We start from the raw sequence: 18,686 nt of genomic DNA on the forward strand, positions 1-18,686 counted from the left end.
TCGACCTCCGTCACTGGCTGGTCAACGCCCCGGGTGGCGAGCCGCCGCGACCTGGTCGACGGCCCGCCACCCGCGCATCAGAGGACGACCTGGTGTACGCGGTTGTCCACCCCGCGTACCGCCAGCCAGGCACTACCGTTGGCACCGGCGGCGGCGCCGGGCGCACCCCGGAACGCGTCGGTGGCGAACTCACCACGTTGGAACCAGCCGCCCCAGGCGCCGTCGGTCAGGTTGCGCTGCCAGAGCCGGTTGTCGGCGGCCAGCGAGAACAGGTAAACCCGGCCGGAGGTGGCGAGCAGGGTCGGGCTGCCGTTGGTGGTGCCGCCCAGGTTGGTCCAGGCCGACCAGGTGGTGCCGGTGCGGCTGCTCCACCACACCTCGTCGGTGCGGCTGCGGACCGCCACGTGCAGGACACCGGCGTCGTCGACCACGGCGCTCGGCCGACCGTAGAACGGCCGGTCGTCGGGCGCTCCGACGCCCGTCCACCCGCTGCTCGGGGTACGCGACCAGAGCTTGCCGTCGGCACCGCGACCGACGAGCGTCCACTGGGTCGGGCTGGTCCACGCCACCGTCGGCGCGTCGGTCAACGTGCCACCGAGGCTGCGCCACGGTCCCCACGTGCCGGCGGTGTAGCTGCGCTGCCAGGCCGCGTTGTCGGTGCCACGGACGAAGACGTCGAGCCGTCCACCGGCCGAGGCGTACGCCGTCGGCTGGCCGAGGATCCGGCCGCCGACCGGGCCGCCGAGCGAGGTCCAGTGCGTTCCCCACGTCGTACCGGTACGGGTGTTGACGGCCAGCGCACCGGAGGCGTCGCGGACGAAGGCGGTGGCGTGCGTGTCGTCCACCCGGACCAGCGCCGGGCTGGCGCTCGCGGTGCCCCCGAGGTCGGCGCCGGCCACCTGGTCGGCGCCGGTCAGACGGAGCATGGCCACCCCGTGCGCCGGCACCTCGACGGTGTACGAGCCGGTGAACGGCTGGATTCCGGCGGTGCCAGGCTGAGCGTCCACGTCGGCGCGGGACCAGAGGTCACGGACGCGGACCGCGCCGCCGAGCGCGACATCGGAAAAGTTCACAGTGATCCGTTGGGCGATGTCGTGCCGGTTGAGCAGCGCGACGGCCCGCTTGCCGGAGCCGTTCAGCACCTTGCTCCAGACCTGCGCGTCGGTGCCGGTGTCGGCGACCTTGACGCCCTGTCGGACCAGCGGGTCCTGGTCCACGGCGATGATCTCCGGGTTGGTCAACGCCGAGATCATCTCCTTCGGCAGGCCACGCGGGTCGGAGCCGATCACCAGCGGCGCGGCCATGATGGCCCACATGCCGAGCTGCGTCTTGGACTCGTCGAGGCTCAACTCGTACCCGCCGTCGGGCAGTGGGCGCATCGGCAGCAGGTAGTCCGGGTCGTTGTAGTGCCCCGGCCCGGTGGCCGCCGGGTGGTACGCGTTGACGTCCATGTTGCGCAGCACCCACGGGTACGCCCACTGCGGGGTCGGGTCCGTGAGCCCCACGTCGGTGTACGTGCGCCAGGAGTCGGCGATGGTGGGCGCGTACGTGTAGCTCCAGGTGGAGAGCTGTTCCGGGGGGTACGGGCCGCCACCCCAGTCGGAGCTGACCGGGTTGCAGATGTTGAGCAGCATCGGGCGCGGTGACTGGCGTACCGCCTCGGCGAGCTCACGGAAGGTGGCCTCCGGGTCGAGGCCGGCAGCGCGCCCACACAGCCAGTCGGCCTTGAGCGCGTCGAAGCCCCAGCCGGCGAACTGGTTGACGTCGGCCTGGTAGTGGCCGTTGCTGCCCAGCCCGCACTGCCCCGGCAGGTAGGGACCGGCGTCGGTGTAGATGCCGGCCTTCATCCCCTTGCTGTGGATGTACGCGGCCAGCGCGGCCATCCCGCCGGGGAAGCGGGCCGGGTCGGCGACGAGCTGGCCGGCCTCGTTGCGTGGGGTGGGCGCGGCCCAGTTGCCGTCGATCCAGACGTAGGTGTAGCCGGCGTCGCGGAGGCCACTGTGGACCATGAAGTCGGTGACGGACCGTACTTCGGCCTCGGTGGGGTCACCACCGAGGCCGAAGTAGGTATTCCAGCCCTGGTAGGGCGTCGGGGCGAGCCCACTGTTGAAGTAGGCGGGCGCGCCCTGGTCCTCCGCGCCGGTGCCGGCCGGAGCGTGACCGGGGCGACCTGGGCCGGAAGAGGCCGGCGGCGGGCCGGCGGGGGGCCGGCCGGCAACCGGCGGACCGGCGGGAGAGGAGCCGGCCTGCGGTGGGGCTGCCTGGGGTGGGCCGGCCATCGCCGGCGTGGGGCTGACCAGGCCCAGGCCGAGCACGGCCAGGGCGGCGGTCAGCTGTCGGTTCAGGCGCATGGAGGTACTCCTGTCCCTCGGGGGTGGGGGTGGTGGTGCTCCGGCCTCAGTCGCGGGTCAGCACGATGAGGTCGGCGTCGTGGGTCGCGCTCCACTGCACGGGCAGGCCGACAGTGGCGAGGTGGCTGCCGGAGTAGTGCTGACCGCCGTGCGAGTAACGCGCTGCCGGGTCGAGGCCGCGCAGCGGCAGACGGACCGGGCGGGACGGAAGCAGCCCGGCGCCGTCGAGCCGGCCGGTGTGCCAGGCCAGCACGACGACCTGGGTCTCGTCCGCCGCGGTGTACTGCACTGCGCAGCGCGCCTGGTCGGGGCCACCGATCAGATGCACCTCGCCGGTCGTGACGACGTCCCGGATCTCCTTGTACCGGGAGATCCAGTCGGCCGCCTCGGCCCGCTCGTCGGGAGTCCAGGCGCGGATGTCCGCGCCGATGCCGAGCACGCCGGCCATCGCGAGGACGAAGCGGAACGCGAGCGAGCGCGGTCGGGGATCGAACAGACCAGGCGCGTCGGTGACCCAGGAGCTGAGCAGGTGCGGTGCGTTGGCGTGCAGGAAGCCGTACTGGATGGCGAGCCGGTCCAGGGGCCCGGTGTTGTCGCTGGGCCAGAAGACGTCGGCCCGGGCGGCCATCGCCAGGTCGGTGCGCGCGCCACCTCCGGCGCAGGCCTCGATCAGCACGCCGGGGTGGTCCCGACGCAGTCGCTCGTAGATGCGGTGCAGGTTGGCGACGTGCGCGCCGTCCAGGTCGAGCGGAGCGATCCCGCCGGGACGACCGGGCTCGGTACGTGGACGGTTGAAGTCCCACTTCAGGTAGTCGATGTCGTACCGACGAAGCAGACCATCGACAGTGGAGTGGACGAACTCGGCGACCTCGGGCCGGCCCAGGTCGAGCAGGTACTGGTTGCGGACCGGGGTGAGAGGTCGACCGTCGACGGAGTAGACCCAGTCCGGGTGCTCGGCGTAGAGGGTCGACTTCGGGTTCACGCACTCCGGCTCGACCCAGAGCCCGAAGTTCAGCCCGAGCGCGCGCACGTCGGCGATGAACGCGTCGAACCCGGCCGGGAACTTCGCCGGGTCGGGCGTCCAGTCACCGAGTCCGGCGGTGTCGTCGTTGCGGCCGACGAACCAGCCGTCGTCGACCACGAACGTCTCCACGCCCAGCTCGGCGGCGATCCGGGCCAGCGCGAGCTGACTCTGCGCCTCGACAGTGAAGTAGGTGGCCTCCCAGGAGTTGTAGAGCACCGGACGCGGGGTGAGCCGTTCTCCGGCGAGCAACCGCTGGTGGGTGTGCCAGACCCGAGCCAGGCCGTCGAGGCCGTCCGGGCTGTACGCGCCGGTCACCACCGGCAGGGTCAGGATCTCGCCAGGGTTCAGCTCCAACGGGCCGTCGACCAGCTGGCGACCGGCCCGGACCCGGGTCAGGCCACCGGTGTCCCGCTCCGCGCTGATCTCCCACGAGCCGGTCCAGGCCAACCCCATCCCCCACGCCGAGCCGGCCGGGTCCGCGGTGTCGCGCACGGCCAGCCAGGGCACGTGCAGATGCCCGGGTACGCCCTGGGAACTGCCGATGCTGAACGCGCCGTGGCCCAACTCGACGTGGGAGAGCTGGAACTCCTGCGCCCACTGCCCCCACTGGTGGCTGAGCAACGCGCCGTGCGGTGTCGGTACGCAGAACCCCGCCGATCCGGCCCGTACCACCCGCAGCGCGTCGGTGCCGTCGTTGGCCAGCTCGACCCACCGCTGCACCACGTCGGTGCCGGCGGGCACCCGGTAGTGCACCGCGGCGCGCAGCCCGGTGACCGGGTCGGCGAAGTCGACGGTTAACTCCCGCTGGTCGGCGTCGACCCGCTCCCCGGTGTGGACGAAGCCCACCCGGCGCTGCCCGTTCGAGGTCTCGATCACCAGGTCGGCGCCGGTGAACGGACGGTCGGCGTCGGTGGCGTACTCGATGGGGGCCGCGTCGCCGGCGGTGAGGAACGGCACCGGGCCGTCGTAGGCGACCGGCGACGGCCCGTCCGAGACGCCGTGGGGGCCCCACGCGACAAGCTCCAACCAGCGTCCGTGCGCCGGCACCGTCACGGTGTACTCGGTGTGCGCGCCGCGCAGCGTCCACCGCTGCCCGGTCACTTGACCGCTCCCAGCGCCAGGCCGGAGACGAAGTGCCGCTGGAAACGCAGGAAGACCGCGACGGTGGGTACGGCCGCGATGACCGTACCGGCGGCGATGACGTTCCAGGACGAGACGAACTGCCCCTGGAGGGCGAGGAGCGCCGGGGTGACAGGCATGTTGTCGTCGGTACGCAGCACGGTGATCGCCCACAGGAGGTCGTTGAAGATCCAGGTGAAGGAGAGCGCCCCCAGGGCGGCCAGCGCGGGGCGGGTCAGCGGCAGCATCACCCTGGTGAAGATCTGCGCCGTGCCGGCGCCGTCGATCGTCGCCGCCTCCTGGATCTCACCCGGCAGGTCCCGCATGAAGCCGTGCAGGACGAACGTGTAGAAGCCGAGCCCGAAGCCGACCTGCACCGTGATCAGCGCCCAGAGCGTGTCGTACAGGCCGGTCAGCTCGCTGAACTTGGCCACTGGGATGAGCAGGATCTGTGGTGGCAGCAGGTTGCCGGCGAGCATCAGCAGCAGGATGGTCCGCCGGCCGGGGATCCGGAAGCGGCTCAGCGCGAACGCTGCCATCGCGGCCAGCCCGAGGCTCAACGCCACCGACGGGACGGTGACCAGCATGCTGTTGATCAGCGCGCGCAGCTCACCGCCGTCGGTCCACGCCTGCCGGTAGGTGTCCAGCGTGAACGACCGGGGCAGGCTGCCCACGCCGTGCGCGGCGATGTCGTCGAACGACCGGGTGGACATCACCACCACCCAGAGCACCGGACCCAGCCAGAGCAGCGAGAGCAGGATCATGCCGGTGTGGAAGGCCCCGGTACGGAGCTTGTTCATCACGCTTCCTCCCGGAACGCGCGGACCAGGTAGCCGAGGATGACGGCCAGCGCGAGCACGAAGATCACGACGGCGATGGCGGAGGCGTAACCCAGCCGCAGACTCTGGAACGCTGTCGAGTACATGTAGGTGCTGAGCAGCTCCGACGAGTGGTACGGGCCGCCCTTCGTCAGCGACCAGACGATGTCGAACGAGCGCAGCGAGTCGATCACGATGACCGACAGCACGACCGCGTTCACCCCCTTGAGCTGGGGAATCGTGACGTGCCGCAGCCGCTGCCAGGAGTTGGCCCCGTCCATCCGGGCGGCCTCGTGCAGCGCCGGGTCGATGGCCTTCAGTCCGGCCAGGAACAGCACCATGACGTAGCCGATCTGCCGCCACAGGGCGGGAAGGATCACCGCGTACAGGGCGGTCTGCGGGTCGGCCAGCCAGGGCCGGATCAGGTGTTCCAGGCCGACGGCCCGCAGCAGCGTGTCGGCGATGCCGTCGGGCTGGTAGAAGACCCGCCAGACCAGCGCCGTCACCACCAGCGAGAACACCACGGGGGTGAACAGCGCGGCCCGGTAGAAGCCGACCCCGCGCCGCTCCTTCTGAAGGACCAGCGCCATGCCGAACCCGCCCAGCACGGAGAGGCCGCCGAAGAACACCAGCCAGATCACCGTGTTGACGAGCGCGCCCCGGAAGGTGGCGTCACCGGCCAGCTCGACGTAGTTGTCAGTGCCGACGAAGGTCGGCGGCGACATCCCGTCCCAGCGGGTGAGCGAGAACCAGAAGCCCTGGAGCGCCGGCCAGAACACCCAGATGCTCTCGACCGCGAACGGCACCAGGACGAACGCCACCAGCAGCGGCGACAGTCGAGCCGACCGTCGCCGCCGCCGGGTGGGGGTGACCGAAGTCGGGGAGATCGTTGCTGTCACGTCAGCCCTTGAAGACCTTCTCGGCGCCGGCCTGCCACTCCCGCAGGATCGCGTCGATCTGGTCCGGCTTGTCGATGAACTTGGTCAGCGCGGTGTCCGCGGTCGGCTGGAGGGCGTCGCTGGAGTCCCGGTTGAAGAACTGGGTCAGCTCCTTGGCCTCGCCGAGCATCGCCTTCCCCTTGGCCACCAGCGGCGAGTCGGAAGCCTTGGCCCTGGGGTTGGCCGGCAGCACGATGCCGGAGCTGGCCTTGACGTACGCCTCCTGTGCCTCGACCCCGGAGAGGTAGGTCAGCAGGGCCTTGGTGCCGGTCGGGTTGGCGGTCTTCGCGCTGGCGAAGAAGCCGTCGGTCGGGGCCTCCTCGGCCAGCGGCACCGCCGGGTCGATGATCGGGAATCGGAAGAAGTCCAGGTCGCCGAGGGCGTCCTTCGGTGCCGCGTCGGCGAAGAACGTGCCGATCAGGAACATGCCGGTCTTGCCGGCCAGCAGGGCGGTGGTCGCCTCCTGGAACGGGTAGGCCTTGCCCTTGGGGTCGAAGTAGGGCAGCGCCTCGCGCCAGCGGGTGAAGACCGCCTTGACCTTGGGGTCGTCGAAGCGCTGCTTGCCGGCGAGCAGCTCGCGGTGAAACGGCGCGCCGTTGATCCGGATGTTCAGGTAGTCGAACCAGGCCGAGGCCACCCACGGGGTGTCGCCGAGGCCGATGCCGATCGGCGGGATGCCCTTGCTCTTCAGCGTCTCGCACAGCGCCAGGAAGTCGGCCCAGGTCTTCGGCTCCTGCACTCCCCACTTGGCGAAGTTGGACTTGCGGTAGAAGAAGCCCCACCAGTAGTTGTTCATCGGCACGAAGACCTGCTTGCCGCTGGCGGCGGTGGAGAGGGTGCGCAGCGACTCGGGGTAGTCGCCCAGGGACTTCCAGACGTCGGAGACGTCCAGCAACAGGTCCTTGCTGGCGTAGTCGTTGGCCACGGAGCCCGCGTACCAGGTGTAGAGGTCCGGCGGGTTGGCCGAGGTCAGGTAGGTCGGGAGCTGGGTCCGGAAGGTCTCCGAGGCGATCGTGTTGAGGCTCGCCGTGCCCTTGCCCTGCGCGTTGAAGGTCTCGATCAGCTTCTCCATCGCGGCCTTGGCCTGCGGCGAGGAGAGGTTGGACTGGATGGTGACCGCGCCGGAGCCGCCGCTCGTCGTCGGCCCGCTGGCGGAGCTGGCGCACGCGCTGAGGAACGAGCTGGCGCCGAGTGCACCCAGGCCGGCGAGCCCTAGGTGACCAAGGAATCGCCGGCGACCGGGGTCGAAGTCGCTCACGGAGGTATCCCTTCCTCTACGACACGGAGCGTCACCGCGCGATGTGTCGTCCATGTGAATGCTGTGACCAGAAGGTTGCATCGGCCGTTGGCGGCTGTCAAGATATCTTCGTAATTAATGATTAGATGAGACCAGGGCGGGAGTCAGGTGGATCAGCCTATGCGCCGGCTTGAAGGCAAAAACGCGCTGGTCACCGGCGCTATGGGTGGGATCGGTGCGGCCATCGCCCGACGACTGGCAGCCGAGGGGGCAGCAGTCGCGCTGCTCGACGTCCACGATCCGGCTCCGCTGGCCGACGAGCTGACCGCCGCCGGGCACCGAGCACTGTCCGTAATGGGCAGTGTGAGTGAGGAGGACGACTGGTCGACTGCGGTGTCGGTCGCGCGGGCGAACCTCGGCCCGGTCGACATCCTGGTCAGCACCGCGTACGCCGTGCAGGTCGCCCCGGCGCACGAGACCAGCCGACAGTCCTGGGACCACCAGCTCGGCGTCAGCCTCACCGGCTCCTTCCTCGGCGTCCGCGCCTGTCTGGACGATCTGCGCGCCCGCTCCGGAGCCGTGGTGCTGATCTCCTCGGTGCACGCGCTGGTCGGGCTGCCCGGCCGGCCCGCGTACGCCGCCGCCAAGGGTGGCCTTGTCGCACTCGGCCGCCAGCTCGCCGTGGAGTACGGCCCGCAGGTACGCGTCAACACGGTGCTGCCGGGGCCGATCCTCACCGCCGCCTGGGACGACGTCTCCGAAGAGGACCGTCGGCAGAGCGTCGCGGAGACCGTCGCGAAGCGGTTCGGCACCCCGGACGAGGTGGCCTCGACAGTCGCCTTCCTCGCCTCACCGGACGCCGCCTACATCACCGGGGCGAGCCTCGTGGTGGACGGTGGCTGGACAGCGGTGAAAGCCTCGGCCTGAGAGATCGATACCGACCAGCGAAAAGGCCAGGAGCATTGGCACAGTACGCCCGCCGCGGCATCCACGGACAGACAGTCGAAGCGATCGCCCGCCGCATCCTCACCGGTGAGATCCCCGCCGGCGCGACCCTTAACATCGTGGCGTTGCAGGAGGAGTTCGACGTCAGCCTCACGGCACTGCGCGAGGCGCTGAAGGTCCTCACCGCCAAGGGCATCGTGGACGCCCGACAGAAGCGCGGCACCTTCGTCCGACCCCGCTCCGACTGGAACCTGCTGGACGGTGACGTGATCCGCTGGCAGTTCGCCGAGGGCACCGACCAGCGGCTCCTCGACCAACTCCACGAGGTACGCGCCATCATCGAGCCGGCCGCCGCGCGGCTGGCCGCGACCCGTGCGACCGCTGACGACCTGGCCGCCCTCGACCGGGCGCTGGTCGAGATGGGCGAGGCCGACGGCGATCCCACCGCCGCCATCGCCGCCGACCTCGCCTTCCACCGTGCGCTGCTCACCGCCACCCACAACGAGCTGTTGGAACGCATGGAGGTGGTGATGGAGACCGGGCTGGCCGAACGGGACCGGCTGGTGCACGGCGGCGCCCCCCACGACGACCCGGTGCCCAGCCACCGAGCTGTCGTCGACGCGCTGCGCAGCCGGGACGAGACGGCGGCCGAGGCCGCCATGCGTGAGTTGCTGGACAAGGCCGTCCGCGACGTCGAGAAGGCACGGGGACAGAGGGGCAGTCAGTGAAGATCGAGCGGATCGAGACCTTCCTCGTCGCGCCACGGTGGTTGTTCTGCCGGGTGGAGACCGACGAGGGCCTGGTCGGGTGGGGTGAACCGGTGGTGGAGGGCCGCGCCGAGGTGGTGCGCAGCGCCGTCGAGGTGCTCTCCGAATACCTGATCGGCGCGGACCCGCTCCGCATCGAGCAGCACTGGCAGATCCTCACCAAGGGCGGCTTCTACCGGGGCGGCCCGATCCTCTCCAGCGCTGTCGCCGGCCTGGACCAGGCGCTCTGGGACATCGCCGGGCAGGCGTACGGCGCACCGGTGCACGCCCTGCTCGGCGGCGCCGTCCGCGACCGGGTACGGGTCTACTCCTGGATCGGCGGCGACGAGCCCGACGAGATCGCCGACGCCGCGGCCGCCCAGGTCGCCGCCGGTCTGACCGGGATCAAGATGAACGCGTCCGGACGACTGTCGGCCATCCCCACCTCCGCCGAGGTGGACGCCGTCGTCGGCCGGGTCGCCGCCGCCCGCGACGTGCTCGGCCCCGACCGGGACATCGCGCTGGACTTCCACGGTCGGGCCGGGCTGGCCGCAGTACGCCGGATCCTGCCCGAACTGGCCCCGCTCCGTCCGTTCTTCGTGGAGGAGCCGGTCCTGCCCGACCAGGCCCACCACCTGCGCGACATCGTCGCGAGCACGCCGATCCCGGTGGCCACCGGCGAGCGGCTCTACGGCCGCAACGAGTTCCTCGGGCCGTTGCAGGCAGGCGTCTCCGTGATCCAGCCGGACCTGTCGCACGCCGGCGGGATCTCCGAGGTACGCCGGATCGCCGCGCTGGCAGAGACGTACGGCGCGATGCTCGCCCCGCACTGCCCGCTCGGCCCGATCTCCCTGGCCGCCAGCCTCCAGGTGGCCTTCGCGACGCCGAACTTCCTGATCCAGGAGCAGAGCATCGGCATCCACTACAACATCGGTTCCGAGTTGCTGGACTACGTGGTCGACCCGGAGCCGTTCCGCTTCGTCGACGGGCACATCGCCCGCTTCGACCGGCCCGGGTTGGGCATCACAGTGGACGAGGCGGCGGTCCGCAAGGCCGCCGAGACCCCGCACGCCTGGCGCAACCCGGTCTGGCAGCACGCCGACGGGTCGTTCGCGGAATGGTGACCCCCGCGACGGCGGTGCCGCTGCGGGCGGCGTACGACGCCGCGCACGGCGGCCGGTGGACCAGCCTGCACGGCGGCGGCCGGGAGTGGCTGTGGCGCGGCCCGGAACCCGGCCGCCACGGGGTACGCCCCGACGACGCGTTCGTCGACGCCGGCGGGCTGGAGGAGTGCCTGCCCACAGTGCGGGGGCGACCCGACCACGGCGAGGTGTGGTCCCGCCCCTGGCGCAACGCCGGGCCCGGCACCGTGGTCATCGAGCGCCCGACGTTCGTGTTGACCCGCCGGATCACCGACTCCGCCGGGGTGGTCGTGGCCGACTACCGGCTGGCCGCCGACCCGGGGTACCGCTTCGTCTGGGCCGCGCACGCCCTGCTCGGCCTCTCCCCCGACGCCCGCCTCGACGCGCCCGTCGGCACACCGACCCGGCTGCATCCGGAGGCCGCCGCGCTGCTGCCGCCGGGCACCTGGCCGGCCGGTGCCCCGTGGCTCAGCGGGCCGTGGCCATCCCCGGCCGGCCTCACACTGGACACCCTCGGAGCCGACGACGGGACCGCACTCGGCGCGGTGCTGCTCGACTGCCCCCGGGTTCAGGTGGTCGACGGTGTCGACCGGCTGACAGTGGAACTGGAGTGCGCCGACCAGCCCCGGAGCACCGCGCTGTGGCGCAACCTCGGTGGCTGGCCGGACTACGCCCCGTACCGCAGCATCGGTGTCGAGCCGATGCTCGGCGCCGCCTTCGACCTGGCCGACGCCGGCCCCGACGACGCGGCGGTCGTCCCGCCCAGCGGCGAGGTCGCCTGGCGACTCACCATCTCCGCCCACCGCACCCACTGAGGACATCCCCGATGAACCTGCTCGACGAGCTGCGTACCCACCGGTTGCTGGCCATCGTCCGCGGCCCGGACCCGGCGGCGGCGCTCAGCGCCGTGCTCACACTGGCCGAGGGCGGCGTCGCGCTGGTCGAGGTCTCGCTCACCAGCGCCGACGCGCTCGACGTCATCCGACGCGCCCGGGCCGCGCTCGGACCCGACTACGCCCTGGGCGCGGGCACCGTGCTCAGCGCCGAGGACGCCCGCGCGGCGGCCGACGCGGGCGCCGGTTTCCTGGTCACCCCGGCGCTCGCGCCGAGCCTCGCCGAAGGCGGCCGGCTCGGGCTGCCGGTCCTCGCCGGCGCGCTCACCCCCACCGAGGTGGTGCAGGCCACCAGCGGCGGGGCCACCGCGATCAAGCTCTTCCCGGCGTCCCTCGGTGGGCCCGACTACCTCGGCGCGCTGCGCGACCCGTTCCCCGGCACCGCGTTCGTACCCGTCGGTGGGGTCGACGCGGAGGGCGCACGCCGCTACCTGGACCGGGGCGCGCTCGCGGTCGGCGTCGGCTCCCCCCTGCTCGGCGACGCCGTCCGGGGCGGCGACCCGGCGGCGCTGCGCGAACGCGCCGCCACCTTCCTCGCGGCGGTGCGGGGATGACCGACGTGCTCACGCTCGGCGAGACGATGGCGGCGTTCCGCACCACCGGCCCCCTGCGGCTGGGCGGCACCGCCGGGATCTCCGTCGCCGGGTCCGAGTCGAACGTGGCGATCGGGCTGGCCCGTCTCGGCCACCGGGCGGCCTGGGTCGGCGTCACCGGCGCGGACGAGCCCGGTGAGCTGGTCCGCCGTACGCTGCGCGCCGAGGGCGTCGACCTGAGCTGGTCCCGGGTCGACCCGACCGCCCCGACCGGGCTGATCCTCTTCGAGAACCGGGTCGCCGACATCAACCGGGTCACCTACCACCGCAGCGGGTCGGCCGGCTCCCGGCTGCGCCCGACCGACGTGACCCGGGCATTCGACGCACAGGCGTCGCCGCCCCGACTGCTGCACGTCACGGGCATCACCTGCGCGCTCGGCGTCGACCCGTACCAGGCGGTGGTGGAGGCCGTGCGACGAGCCCGCGCGGCCGGCAGCACCGTCTGCCTGGACGTCAACCACCGGCAGCGGCTCTGGTCGGTCGCCGAGGCCGCCACCGCGCTGCGCCCGCTGCTGCCCTCGATCGACCTGGTGGTCGCCTCCGACGACGAGCTGGCCGTGCTGACCGACGCCTCCGACCCGGTCACGGCGTTGCTCTCCGCCGGGGTGACCGAGGTCGTCGTCAAGCACGGTGCCGGCGGGGCGACCAGTCACAGCACGGCCGGTGCACTGCACCGTCCAGCTCGGACGGTGCCGGTGGTGGACACTGTCGGCGCGGGCGACGCCTTCGTGGCCGGGCTGCTCTCCGGGTGGCTCGACGGCGCCGACGCCCCGGCCCGACTGGACCGAGCCGTCACCACCGGGGCGTTCGCGGTGGCCACCACCGGCGACTGGGAGGGCCTGCCCGACCGGGCGGAGCTGACGCTGCTGGACCACGAGCCGGGCGGTACGGTCCGCTGACCGGGTGACGGGCGGGCCGGACCGCCCGCCGCCGCCCCCCGCAGATCCTTGGAGGAGCGAGATGGAGCTGACCGAGCCGACCGTCTGGAGCACCGACCGGTTGGAGTTGGGCGAAGGGCTGCGCTGGGTCGACGACCGCCTGGTCCTCGTCGATCTGCTGGCCGGACGCCTGCTGGAAACCGACGGCGACGCCCCCGCCCCACTGCGGGAGGTACGCCGTCTCGACGTTCCGCTCGGCGCGGTCGCCCCGGTGGCCGGCCGGCCCGGTGACTGGCTGGCCGCCGCCGGAACCGGCCTCACACTGCTGCCCGCCGCCGGCGACCCCCGGCCGGTCGCCGACCTGGTCGCCGACGCACCCGAGCCCACCCGCATGAACGACGCGGTCGCCGACCCGCACGGCCACTTCTGGGCCGGCAGCATGACGTACGCGGCGGTGCCCGGCGAGGGCACGCTGTTCCGGCTCACCCCCGGCGCGGCGCCGGTGACCGCGGTGACCGGACTGACCATCCCGAACGGGCCGGCGTTCGACGCCACCGGCACCACCATGTACCTCGCCGACACGCCTCGCGGCGAGATCGACCGGTTCACCGTCGACCCGGCGACCGGGGAGCTGAGCGGGCGGGAGCCGTTCGTTCGGCTGCCCTCCGCCGACGGTGGCCCGGACGGCATGACAGTCGACGCCGCCGGTCACCTCTGGATCGCGCTGTGGGGCGGTTCGGCGGTACGCCGCTACCGGCCGGACGGAACCCTGGAGCAGGAGATCCGGCTACCGGCGAAGCAGCCGGCCGGAATCTGCCTGGGCGGCCCCGACCTGCGCCGACTCTTCATCGGCACCGCCCGCGTGGGGTTGACCACGCCCGGCCCGGAGGACGGAGCGCTGCTCGCTGTGGACGTCCCGGTCCCCGGCCTGCCCGCCGCCAGGGCCGCCGCACCGGTGGCCTGACCGGGACCCGGACCGCCCGCCCTCCCGGCTCACCGCCCCCTCCCGGCTTTGCCGGCCGGCCACGCATACCGGACGTCCGGGCGGGAATAGCGGCACAGGAGCGGAACATCCGGCGGATCGGCAGGGGGCGGGCGATGAGCACAGTGGGGCGGGCGTCATGAGTGGGCCGGTCAGCGACGAGCCGGTTGGCGAGCTGGAGCTGGTACACACCTTCACCGGCCCGATGCCGACCGGGGTGAGCGTCTCGCACTCCGGTCGAATCTTCGTCAACTTCCCCAAGTGGGGCGACGAGGTGCCGGCCACCGTCGTCGAACTGCGCGACGGTCAGGAGGTGCCCTACCCCGACCAGGCGTGGAACGACCCGTCCGGCGACGACGACGCGGGCGCGTTCGTGTCGGTGCAGAGCATCGTTGTCGACCCGGCCGACCGGCTGTGGGTGCTGGACACGGGCAGCCCGATGTTGCGGCCCACGAAGCCGGGCGGCCCGAAGCTGGTCCGGGTCGACCTGGACACCGACACGGTCGCCCAGGTGATCACCTTCCCGGCGGACGTGGCGCTGCCGACCACGTACCTCAACGACGTCCGGTTCGACCTGCGTCGCGGTGAGTCCGGCGTCGCGTACATCACCGACTCCGCGTTCGCCGGGCCGAACGGAATCATCGTGGTGGACCTGGCCAGCGGGGCCGCCTGGCGGCGGCTGCACGACCACCCGTCCACCAAGGCGGAGCCGTTGACGTCGTTCCGGCCGGTGGTCGAGGGTCGACCGTTCCTGGAACGACCGGCGGACGGGCCACCGAAGCCGGTGGCGATGGGCTCCGACGGCATCGCCATCTCCGCCGACGGCACCCGGCTCTACTACTGCCCGCTGGCGTCCCGGTGCCTCTACAGCGTCTCCACCGAGGCGCTGGCCGATCCGGGTGTCACCCAGGAGGCGGTCGCCGCGACGGTGGTCGACGAGGGCGACCGGGGCACCGCCTCGGACGGGTTGGAGAGCGACGACGCTGGCCGGCTCTACGTCACGTCGTACGAGCACAACGCGGTGCTGCGTCGACTGCCGGACGGCGAGTACGAGACGCTGGTCCACGATCCGCGACTGCTCTGGCCGGACACCATGTCGGTGGCCACCGACGGGTACCTCTACGTCACCGCCAACCAACTGCACCGGCAACCGCAGTACCAGCGCGGTCAGGACCTGCGGCGCAAGCCGTACGCGCTGTTCCGCACCCGCATCGACGCCGGCCCGGTGCTGCTACGCCGCTGACCCGCCGCGCCCTGCCTGTCAGGCGGCGGGCAGGGCGCGTCCCAGCAGGTCGAACAAAGCGACCCAGTGACGCTCGGTGGCCTTCTCGTCGTACATCGGGGTGTCGGCCATGGTGAAGCCGTGGTGGGCGCCCTCGTACACCTCGGAGCGGTAGCGCACCCCGGCGGCGTCGAGCGCCTTCTCCAGCGTGGCGATCTGCTCGGGCGTCATCGACTGGTCGGCGTCGGCGTGCCCGAAGTACACCTCGCCGGTGATCGAGCCGACGCCCAGGTGCGGGCTGTCCGGCGCGTCGGTGACGATCCGCCCGCCGTGGAAACTCGCGACGGCCGCGATGCGGTCCGGGTGCGCCTCGATGGCCCGCAACGCGTTCGTGCCACCCATGCAGTAACCGGTGATCGCGACCGGGCCCGGCTGGACGTCGTCCCGGGCGGCCAGGAAGTCCAGGTAGGCGGCGGTGTCCCGGCTGACCACCTCGGGGGTCAGTGCGCCGATCAGCGGCGTGATCTGCTCGAACAGGGCGCCGCGCTGGTCCGGCTCACCGAGCCGGGACAGGTCGAACAGTGGTGCCCGGCCGGCCCGGTAGAACAGGTGGGGAGTCAGCACCAGGTAACCGCGCTCGGCGATCCGTTCCGCCATCTCCACCAGGCGGGGGCGCGGCCCGAAGGCGTCCATGAACAGCAGCACCGCCGGGAACGGCCCGTCGCCGTCCGGTCGGGTCAGTGACGCGTCCGCGATCCCGTCGTCGGTCGGAATGTCCACCGTCGTCGTCTGCACCACGCCTCCTCGTACGCCGATCTTGGTCTGCTCCGAACGCTACTCGCCGTGTCGGCGTGCCCGGCGGGCAGCCGCGTGAACACGGCGTCAAGAGATGGCGGTGGCCCGTCGAAACGGCGTATCGGCGGGCGCTGCGCCGCCGTTCGGTGGTGACGATGGGTCCATGAGTCCTTGGCGGATGACACGCTGGGAACGCGGTGGCCTGTCACCCGGCGCCGACGGCGACAGCGGTGAGCCCGCGACCAGCGCGGACGGGCCGCAGCGGCGGCACGAGGCGCTGGTCAGCGTGCGGCTCGGCCGGTCCGCGCCCGGCAGTCACCTGGTGGAGTACCTGCGGCACGAACCGTGCGCCGTCGATGCGTGGTGGCTCGCCGCCGACGTCGACGCCGTGATCCGGCTCGCCGCCGACAGCGTCACAGTGCTGCACCGCGCCGTGGCTGACCTGCGCCTTCGCGCCGGGGTGGAGGTGGCGGAGGCCAACTACATCCTGCGAGCGCTCGACCTGGGCGCCGCGGCGGACGCGCGCCCAACGGCGAACCGCTGCTTCGCCGGTGAGCTCGAACATCTCGGTCGATGACCGCCACCTCGGCGGCACATGCGGAAAGGACAGACCCGACAATGGACGAGGGCCCGAGAATCTACGCCGTTCCGGTGCGTGACCTGCCGGAACGGATGGTGCGGACGGTTCGCACCGGCCGCTCACCGCAGGGGCAACGGGTGGGAATCGCCTTCACCCGGCCCGAGCTGCTGGTCACCGCGATGGGCGCGGATCAGCCGTGGGAGGAGCTCTGCGAGTCGACGCTGCGCGGCATGTTGCGGCCGCTCGGCATCGACGTGATCCAGGTCGACCCGTTGCTGGTGGCACCACCGCTGGACCCGAGGCCGGCCGCCCGGCCCGAAACCGCCGCCCGGCCCGAGACCGCCGCCGGCCCGGACGGTCAGGCGCGGACGAAGCGCACCGCGTCGGCGATCACGTGGCCGTTGGTGTCCTCGGTGCGGATCAGCACGCTCCCGTCGGTGCCCGCAGTGAACGGGTAGGTGCCCAGCGACACCCACTGGCCCCCGGACTGCCGCTGGTCGACGGTCCGGGTGGTCAGCCCGCCGGAGTACGCGATGTCCACCGGCACGTTGCTCGCCCGGTTGGGGTCGGCGGTCCAGCGCAGGTGCACGGTCCACGACCCCGAGGTGGGCAGTGTCGGGCGGAACCGCAGTCGGTTGACGCCCTTGGCGGTGTTGCCGTCGTGCTCGTAGTCCGGGCCGTAGTAGCCCCCGATGCTGGTGCTGCGGAGCCACGTGCCGGCCCGGGTGATTCCGCTGGCCGCCGCGTTGTCCAGGATCACCTCGCTCGTCGACCCCCATTCCAGCACCGCGCCGGCCTGGCGCAGCCGCGTCTGGAGGGTGGGCACGGAGACGGCCTGCACGGCGACGTTCCCGGCGAGCGCCAGCGACGCGGCCGTGGCGGCGGCCTGCCCGAGGATCATGAACACCGGTTCCATCCGGATCGACCCGTACGCGATGTGGCTCGCCGAGAGGCAGACCGGCACCAGCAGGTTGGCGCACTGCGCCTGGTGCGGCACGATCGCCCGGTAGCTGACCGGGTACGGCGCCGGCACGCTGATCTGCACGTCCCCCTCGTTGCGGACCTTCCCGTCGACCACCACCCGCTGACAGTTGTGCGAGTCCATCGTGTAGCTGGCCAGGCCCACCGAGTCGGCGGCGCGTACCCGGCCCCGGCAGTCGGCCTCGGTCATCACGTACGCGGAGACCATCCGGCGGGCCTCGCGGATGTAGAGCAGCGGCGGCCAGCCGCCGGTGGCGGTGAACTCGTCGACCGGCAGGCCCCATCGGGCGGTCGACTCACGCACCGACGCGGGCAGCCGTGAGTCGTTGGCCAGGAACCACATCATCCCCTGCTGGTAGCTGCGGTGCTCGGCGATGATGCTCTCCCGTGCGGCCCAACTCGCCGTCGGGTAGGCGTGGTTGAAGCCGATGTGGTCGGTGGAGACCGCGCCGTTGTTGTTGGAGTCGGTCTTCCCACCGCCGATCGAGTGGGTGGTGAAGTACGGCCCGGTGTACCCGGCCTGGATGTGGCGCAGCAGCAACTCGTACCGGATCGGGTCGTAGTCGGACGGCCTACCGAACGGGATCCGGTTGGCCGCCTGGGTGAGGCACATCCGGAAGCAGTACGCCTGGATCCGGCCGTCGCCGCTGCCCTGCGGGGCGAGCGGGGTGGCGGAGATGCCCGGCAGCAGACCACTCGTCGGCGAGCCGGCCGTCACGTACGGGTCGACGGGGTAGACGAACTGGTGGGTATTACGGGACTGCACCCCGTTGATCGTCTCGCCGTAGGTGTCGTTCGACTCCCGCCCGACGGTGAACCCCACCCCGGCCATGGCCAGCAGGTCACCCTCGTAGGTGGCGTCGACGAACACCCCGCCGGAGTAGACCGAGCCGTCCTCGGTGCGCAGCTCGGTGATCCGGTTGCCGCTGCGACCGAGGCTGGCCAGCCGGGCGTCGACGACCACCGGCACGCCCGCCTCGGCCAGCATCTCCGCGAAGACGGCGGTGGCGACGCGCGGTTCGAAGGTCATCCGCAGCGGGGACGTCGGCGTGAGGGTGCCGCCGTGGTACCTCACGTACACCCGGCGGTAGAACTCGGCGGCCAGCCCGCCGATGGACGCCTGGACCCCGGTGTCGGTGGCGCCCAGCCCGGCGGTGCTCAGCCCGCCGACGTGGCTGGTGGGCTCGACCACGACGGCGGTGTGGCCGAGTCGGCGCATGGTGATCGCGGCGGCCAGCCCGCCGGAGGTGGCGCCGTAGACGACCAGGTCGGCGGTGGTGACGGCGGCTCGGGCGGGACCGGCCCGGAACGGGTCGGAGAGACCAGCTAGGACGAGGCCGGCGCCGCCGGCGGTCAGCAGTCGACGGCGGGACAGGGGCACTGACACGGCGCACTCCCAGGGGGTAACCGGAGGGGACGGTTACAGAAGCACGCCGCTGCCG

General features: G+C 72.2%; 17 protein-coding genes. 10 read left to right on the forward strand and 7 right to left on the reverse strand.

Features of this window, described 5'->3' with window-relative positions:
- Positions 1–77: 77 nt before the first annotated feature.
- From O3438_RS19685 to O3438_RS19705, 5 genes are read right to left on the reverse strand one after another with little or no spacing between them, the layout of a single operon-like run.
- Complete coding sequence (locus tag O3438_RS19685; RefSeq protein ID WP_269681321.1) at positions 78–2,351, reverse strand: glycoside hydrolase family 27 protein; 2,274 nt, start codon at positions 2,349–2,351, stop codon at positions 78–80.
- A 46-nt stretch (positions 2,352–2,397) separates the two neighbouring features.
- Positions 2,398–4,476, reverse strand: a complete 2,079-nt coding sequence (locus O3438_RS19690; protein ID WP_269681322.1) for an alpha-galactosidase — start codon at positions 4,474–4,476, stop codon at positions 2,398–2,400.
- Positions 4,473–5,294 (reverse strand): carbohydrate ABC transporter permease, encoded by an 822-nt coding sequence (locus tag O3438_RS19695; protein ID WP_269681323.1) that lies wholly within the window; start codon positions 5,292–5,294, stop codon positions 4,473–4,475. Before O3438_RS19695 ends, O3438_RS19690 begins: the two co-directional genes overlap by 4 nt.
- A complete protein-coding gene (locus tag O3438_RS19700) occupies positions 5,294–6,211 on the reverse strand; it encodes a carbohydrate ABC transporter permease (RefSeq protein ID WP_269681324.1) in 918 nt (305 codons plus the stop codon). The genes O3438_RS19695 and O3438_RS19700 overlap by 1 nt, the downstream gene beginning before the upstream one ends.
- Position 6,212: 1 nt before the next feature.
- Positions 6,213–7,508 (reverse strand): ABC transporter substrate-binding protein, encoded by a 1,296-nt coding sequence (locus tag O3438_RS19705; protein ID WP_269681325.1) that lies wholly within the window; start codon positions 7,506–7,508, stop codon positions 6,213–6,215.
- Positions 7,509–7,667: 159 nt separating this feature from the next.
- Here O3438_RS19705 and O3438_RS19710 point away from each other — a divergent pair, with 159 nt between their 5' ends.
- The 8 genes from O3438_RS19710 (at position 7,668) to O3438_RS19745 (ending at position 14,909) form a co-directional block, all read left to right on the forward strand.
- On the forward strand, positions 7,668–8,414 hold the full coding sequence (locus tag O3438_RS19710; protein WP_269681326.1) for an SDR family NAD(P)-dependent oxidoreductase: 747 nt from the start codon (positions 7,668–7,670) through the stop codon (positions 8,412–8,414).
- Between the two features lie 35 nt (positions 8,415–8,449).
- The gene (locus O3438_RS19715) at positions 8,450–9,160 is read left to right on the forward strand and encodes a FadR/GntR family transcriptional regulator (RefSeq protein WP_269681327.1); all 711 of its coding nucleotides are present in this window, start codon (positions 8,450–8,452) and stop codon (positions 9,158–9,160) included.
- Entirely contained in the window at positions 9,157–10,302 is a 1,146-nt protein-coding gene (gene dgoD, locus O3438_RS19720) for a galactonate dehydratase (protein ID WP_269681328.1), read from the forward strand. The genes O3438_RS19715 and dgoD overlap by 4 nt, the downstream gene beginning before the upstream one ends.
- Complete coding sequence (locus O3438_RS19725; protein ID WP_269681329.1) at positions 10,296–11,135, forward strand: hypothetical protein; 840 nt, start codon at positions 10,296–10,298, stop codon at positions 11,133–11,135. Before dgoD ends, O3438_RS19725 begins: the two co-directional genes overlap by 7 nt.
- Positions 11,136–11,146: 11 nt before the next feature.
- Positions 11,147–11,767 carry a bifunctional 4-hydroxy-2-oxoglutarate aldolase/2-dehydro-3-deoxy-phosphogluconate aldolase gene (locus O3438_RS19730; protein ID WP_269681330.1) on the forward strand — a complete coding sequence of 207 codons (621 nt, stop codon included), beginning with the start codon at positions 11,147–11,149 and terminating at the stop codon, positions 11,765–11,767.
- A complete protein-coding gene (locus tag O3438_RS19735) occupies positions 11,764–12,705 on the forward strand; it encodes a sugar kinase (protein WP_269681331.1) in 942 nt (313 codons plus the stop codon). Before O3438_RS19730 ends, O3438_RS19735 begins: the two co-directional genes overlap by 4 nt.
- Before the next feature lie 61 nt (positions 12,706–12,766).
- Positions 12,767–13,648, forward strand: a complete 882-nt coding sequence (locus tag O3438_RS19740) for an SMP-30/gluconolactonase/LRE family protein (protein ID WP_269681332.1) — start codon at positions 12,767–12,769, stop codon at positions 13,646–13,648.
- Between the two features lie 157 nt (positions 13,649–13,805).
- Positions 13,806–14,909, forward strand: coding sequence for an L-dopachrome tautomerase-related protein (locus O3438_RS19745; protein ID WP_269681333.1), 1,104 nt, complete (start codon positions 13,806–13,808; stop codon positions 14,907–14,909).
- An 18-nt stretch (positions 14,910–14,927) separates the two neighbouring features.
- On the opposite strand, the gene O3438_RS19750 is transcribed toward O3438_RS19745, so the two are convergent.
- Positions 14,928–15,683, reverse strand: coding sequence for a dienelactone hydrolase family protein (locus O3438_RS19750; protein WP_269681334.1), 756 nt, complete (start codon positions 15,681–15,683; stop codon positions 14,928–14,930).
- 163 nt (positions 15,684–15,846) lie between these two features.
- Here O3438_RS19750 and O3438_RS19755 point away from each other — a divergent pair, with 163 nt between their 5' ends.
- Positions 15,847–16,260, forward strand: coding sequence for a hypothetical protein (locus O3438_RS19755; protein WP_269681335.1), 414 nt, complete (start codon positions 15,847–15,849; stop codon positions 16,258–16,260).
- Between the two features lie 41 nt (positions 16,261–16,301).
- Positions 16,302–16,721, forward strand: a complete 420-nt coding sequence (locus O3438_RS19760) for an SAV_915 family protein (RefSeq protein WP_269681336.1) — start codon at positions 16,302–16,304, stop codon at positions 16,719–16,721.
- Here O3438_RS19760 and O3438_RS19765 read toward each other — a convergent pair.
- On the reverse strand, positions 16,622–18,631 hold the full coding sequence (locus tag O3438_RS19765; protein ID WP_269681337.1) for an FAD-dependent oxidoreductase: 2,010 nt from the start codon (positions 18,629–18,631) through the stop codon (positions 16,622–16,624). The genes O3438_RS19760 and O3438_RS19765 overlap by 100 nt on opposite strands.
- Positions 18,632–18,686: the final 55 nt, after the last annotated feature.

Source organism: Micromonospora sp. WMMC250 (assembly GCF_027460215.1).
Taxonomy (GTDB): domain Bacteria; phylum Actinomycetota; class Actinomycetes; order Mycobacteriales; family Micromonosporaceae; genus Micromonospora; species Micromonospora taraxaci.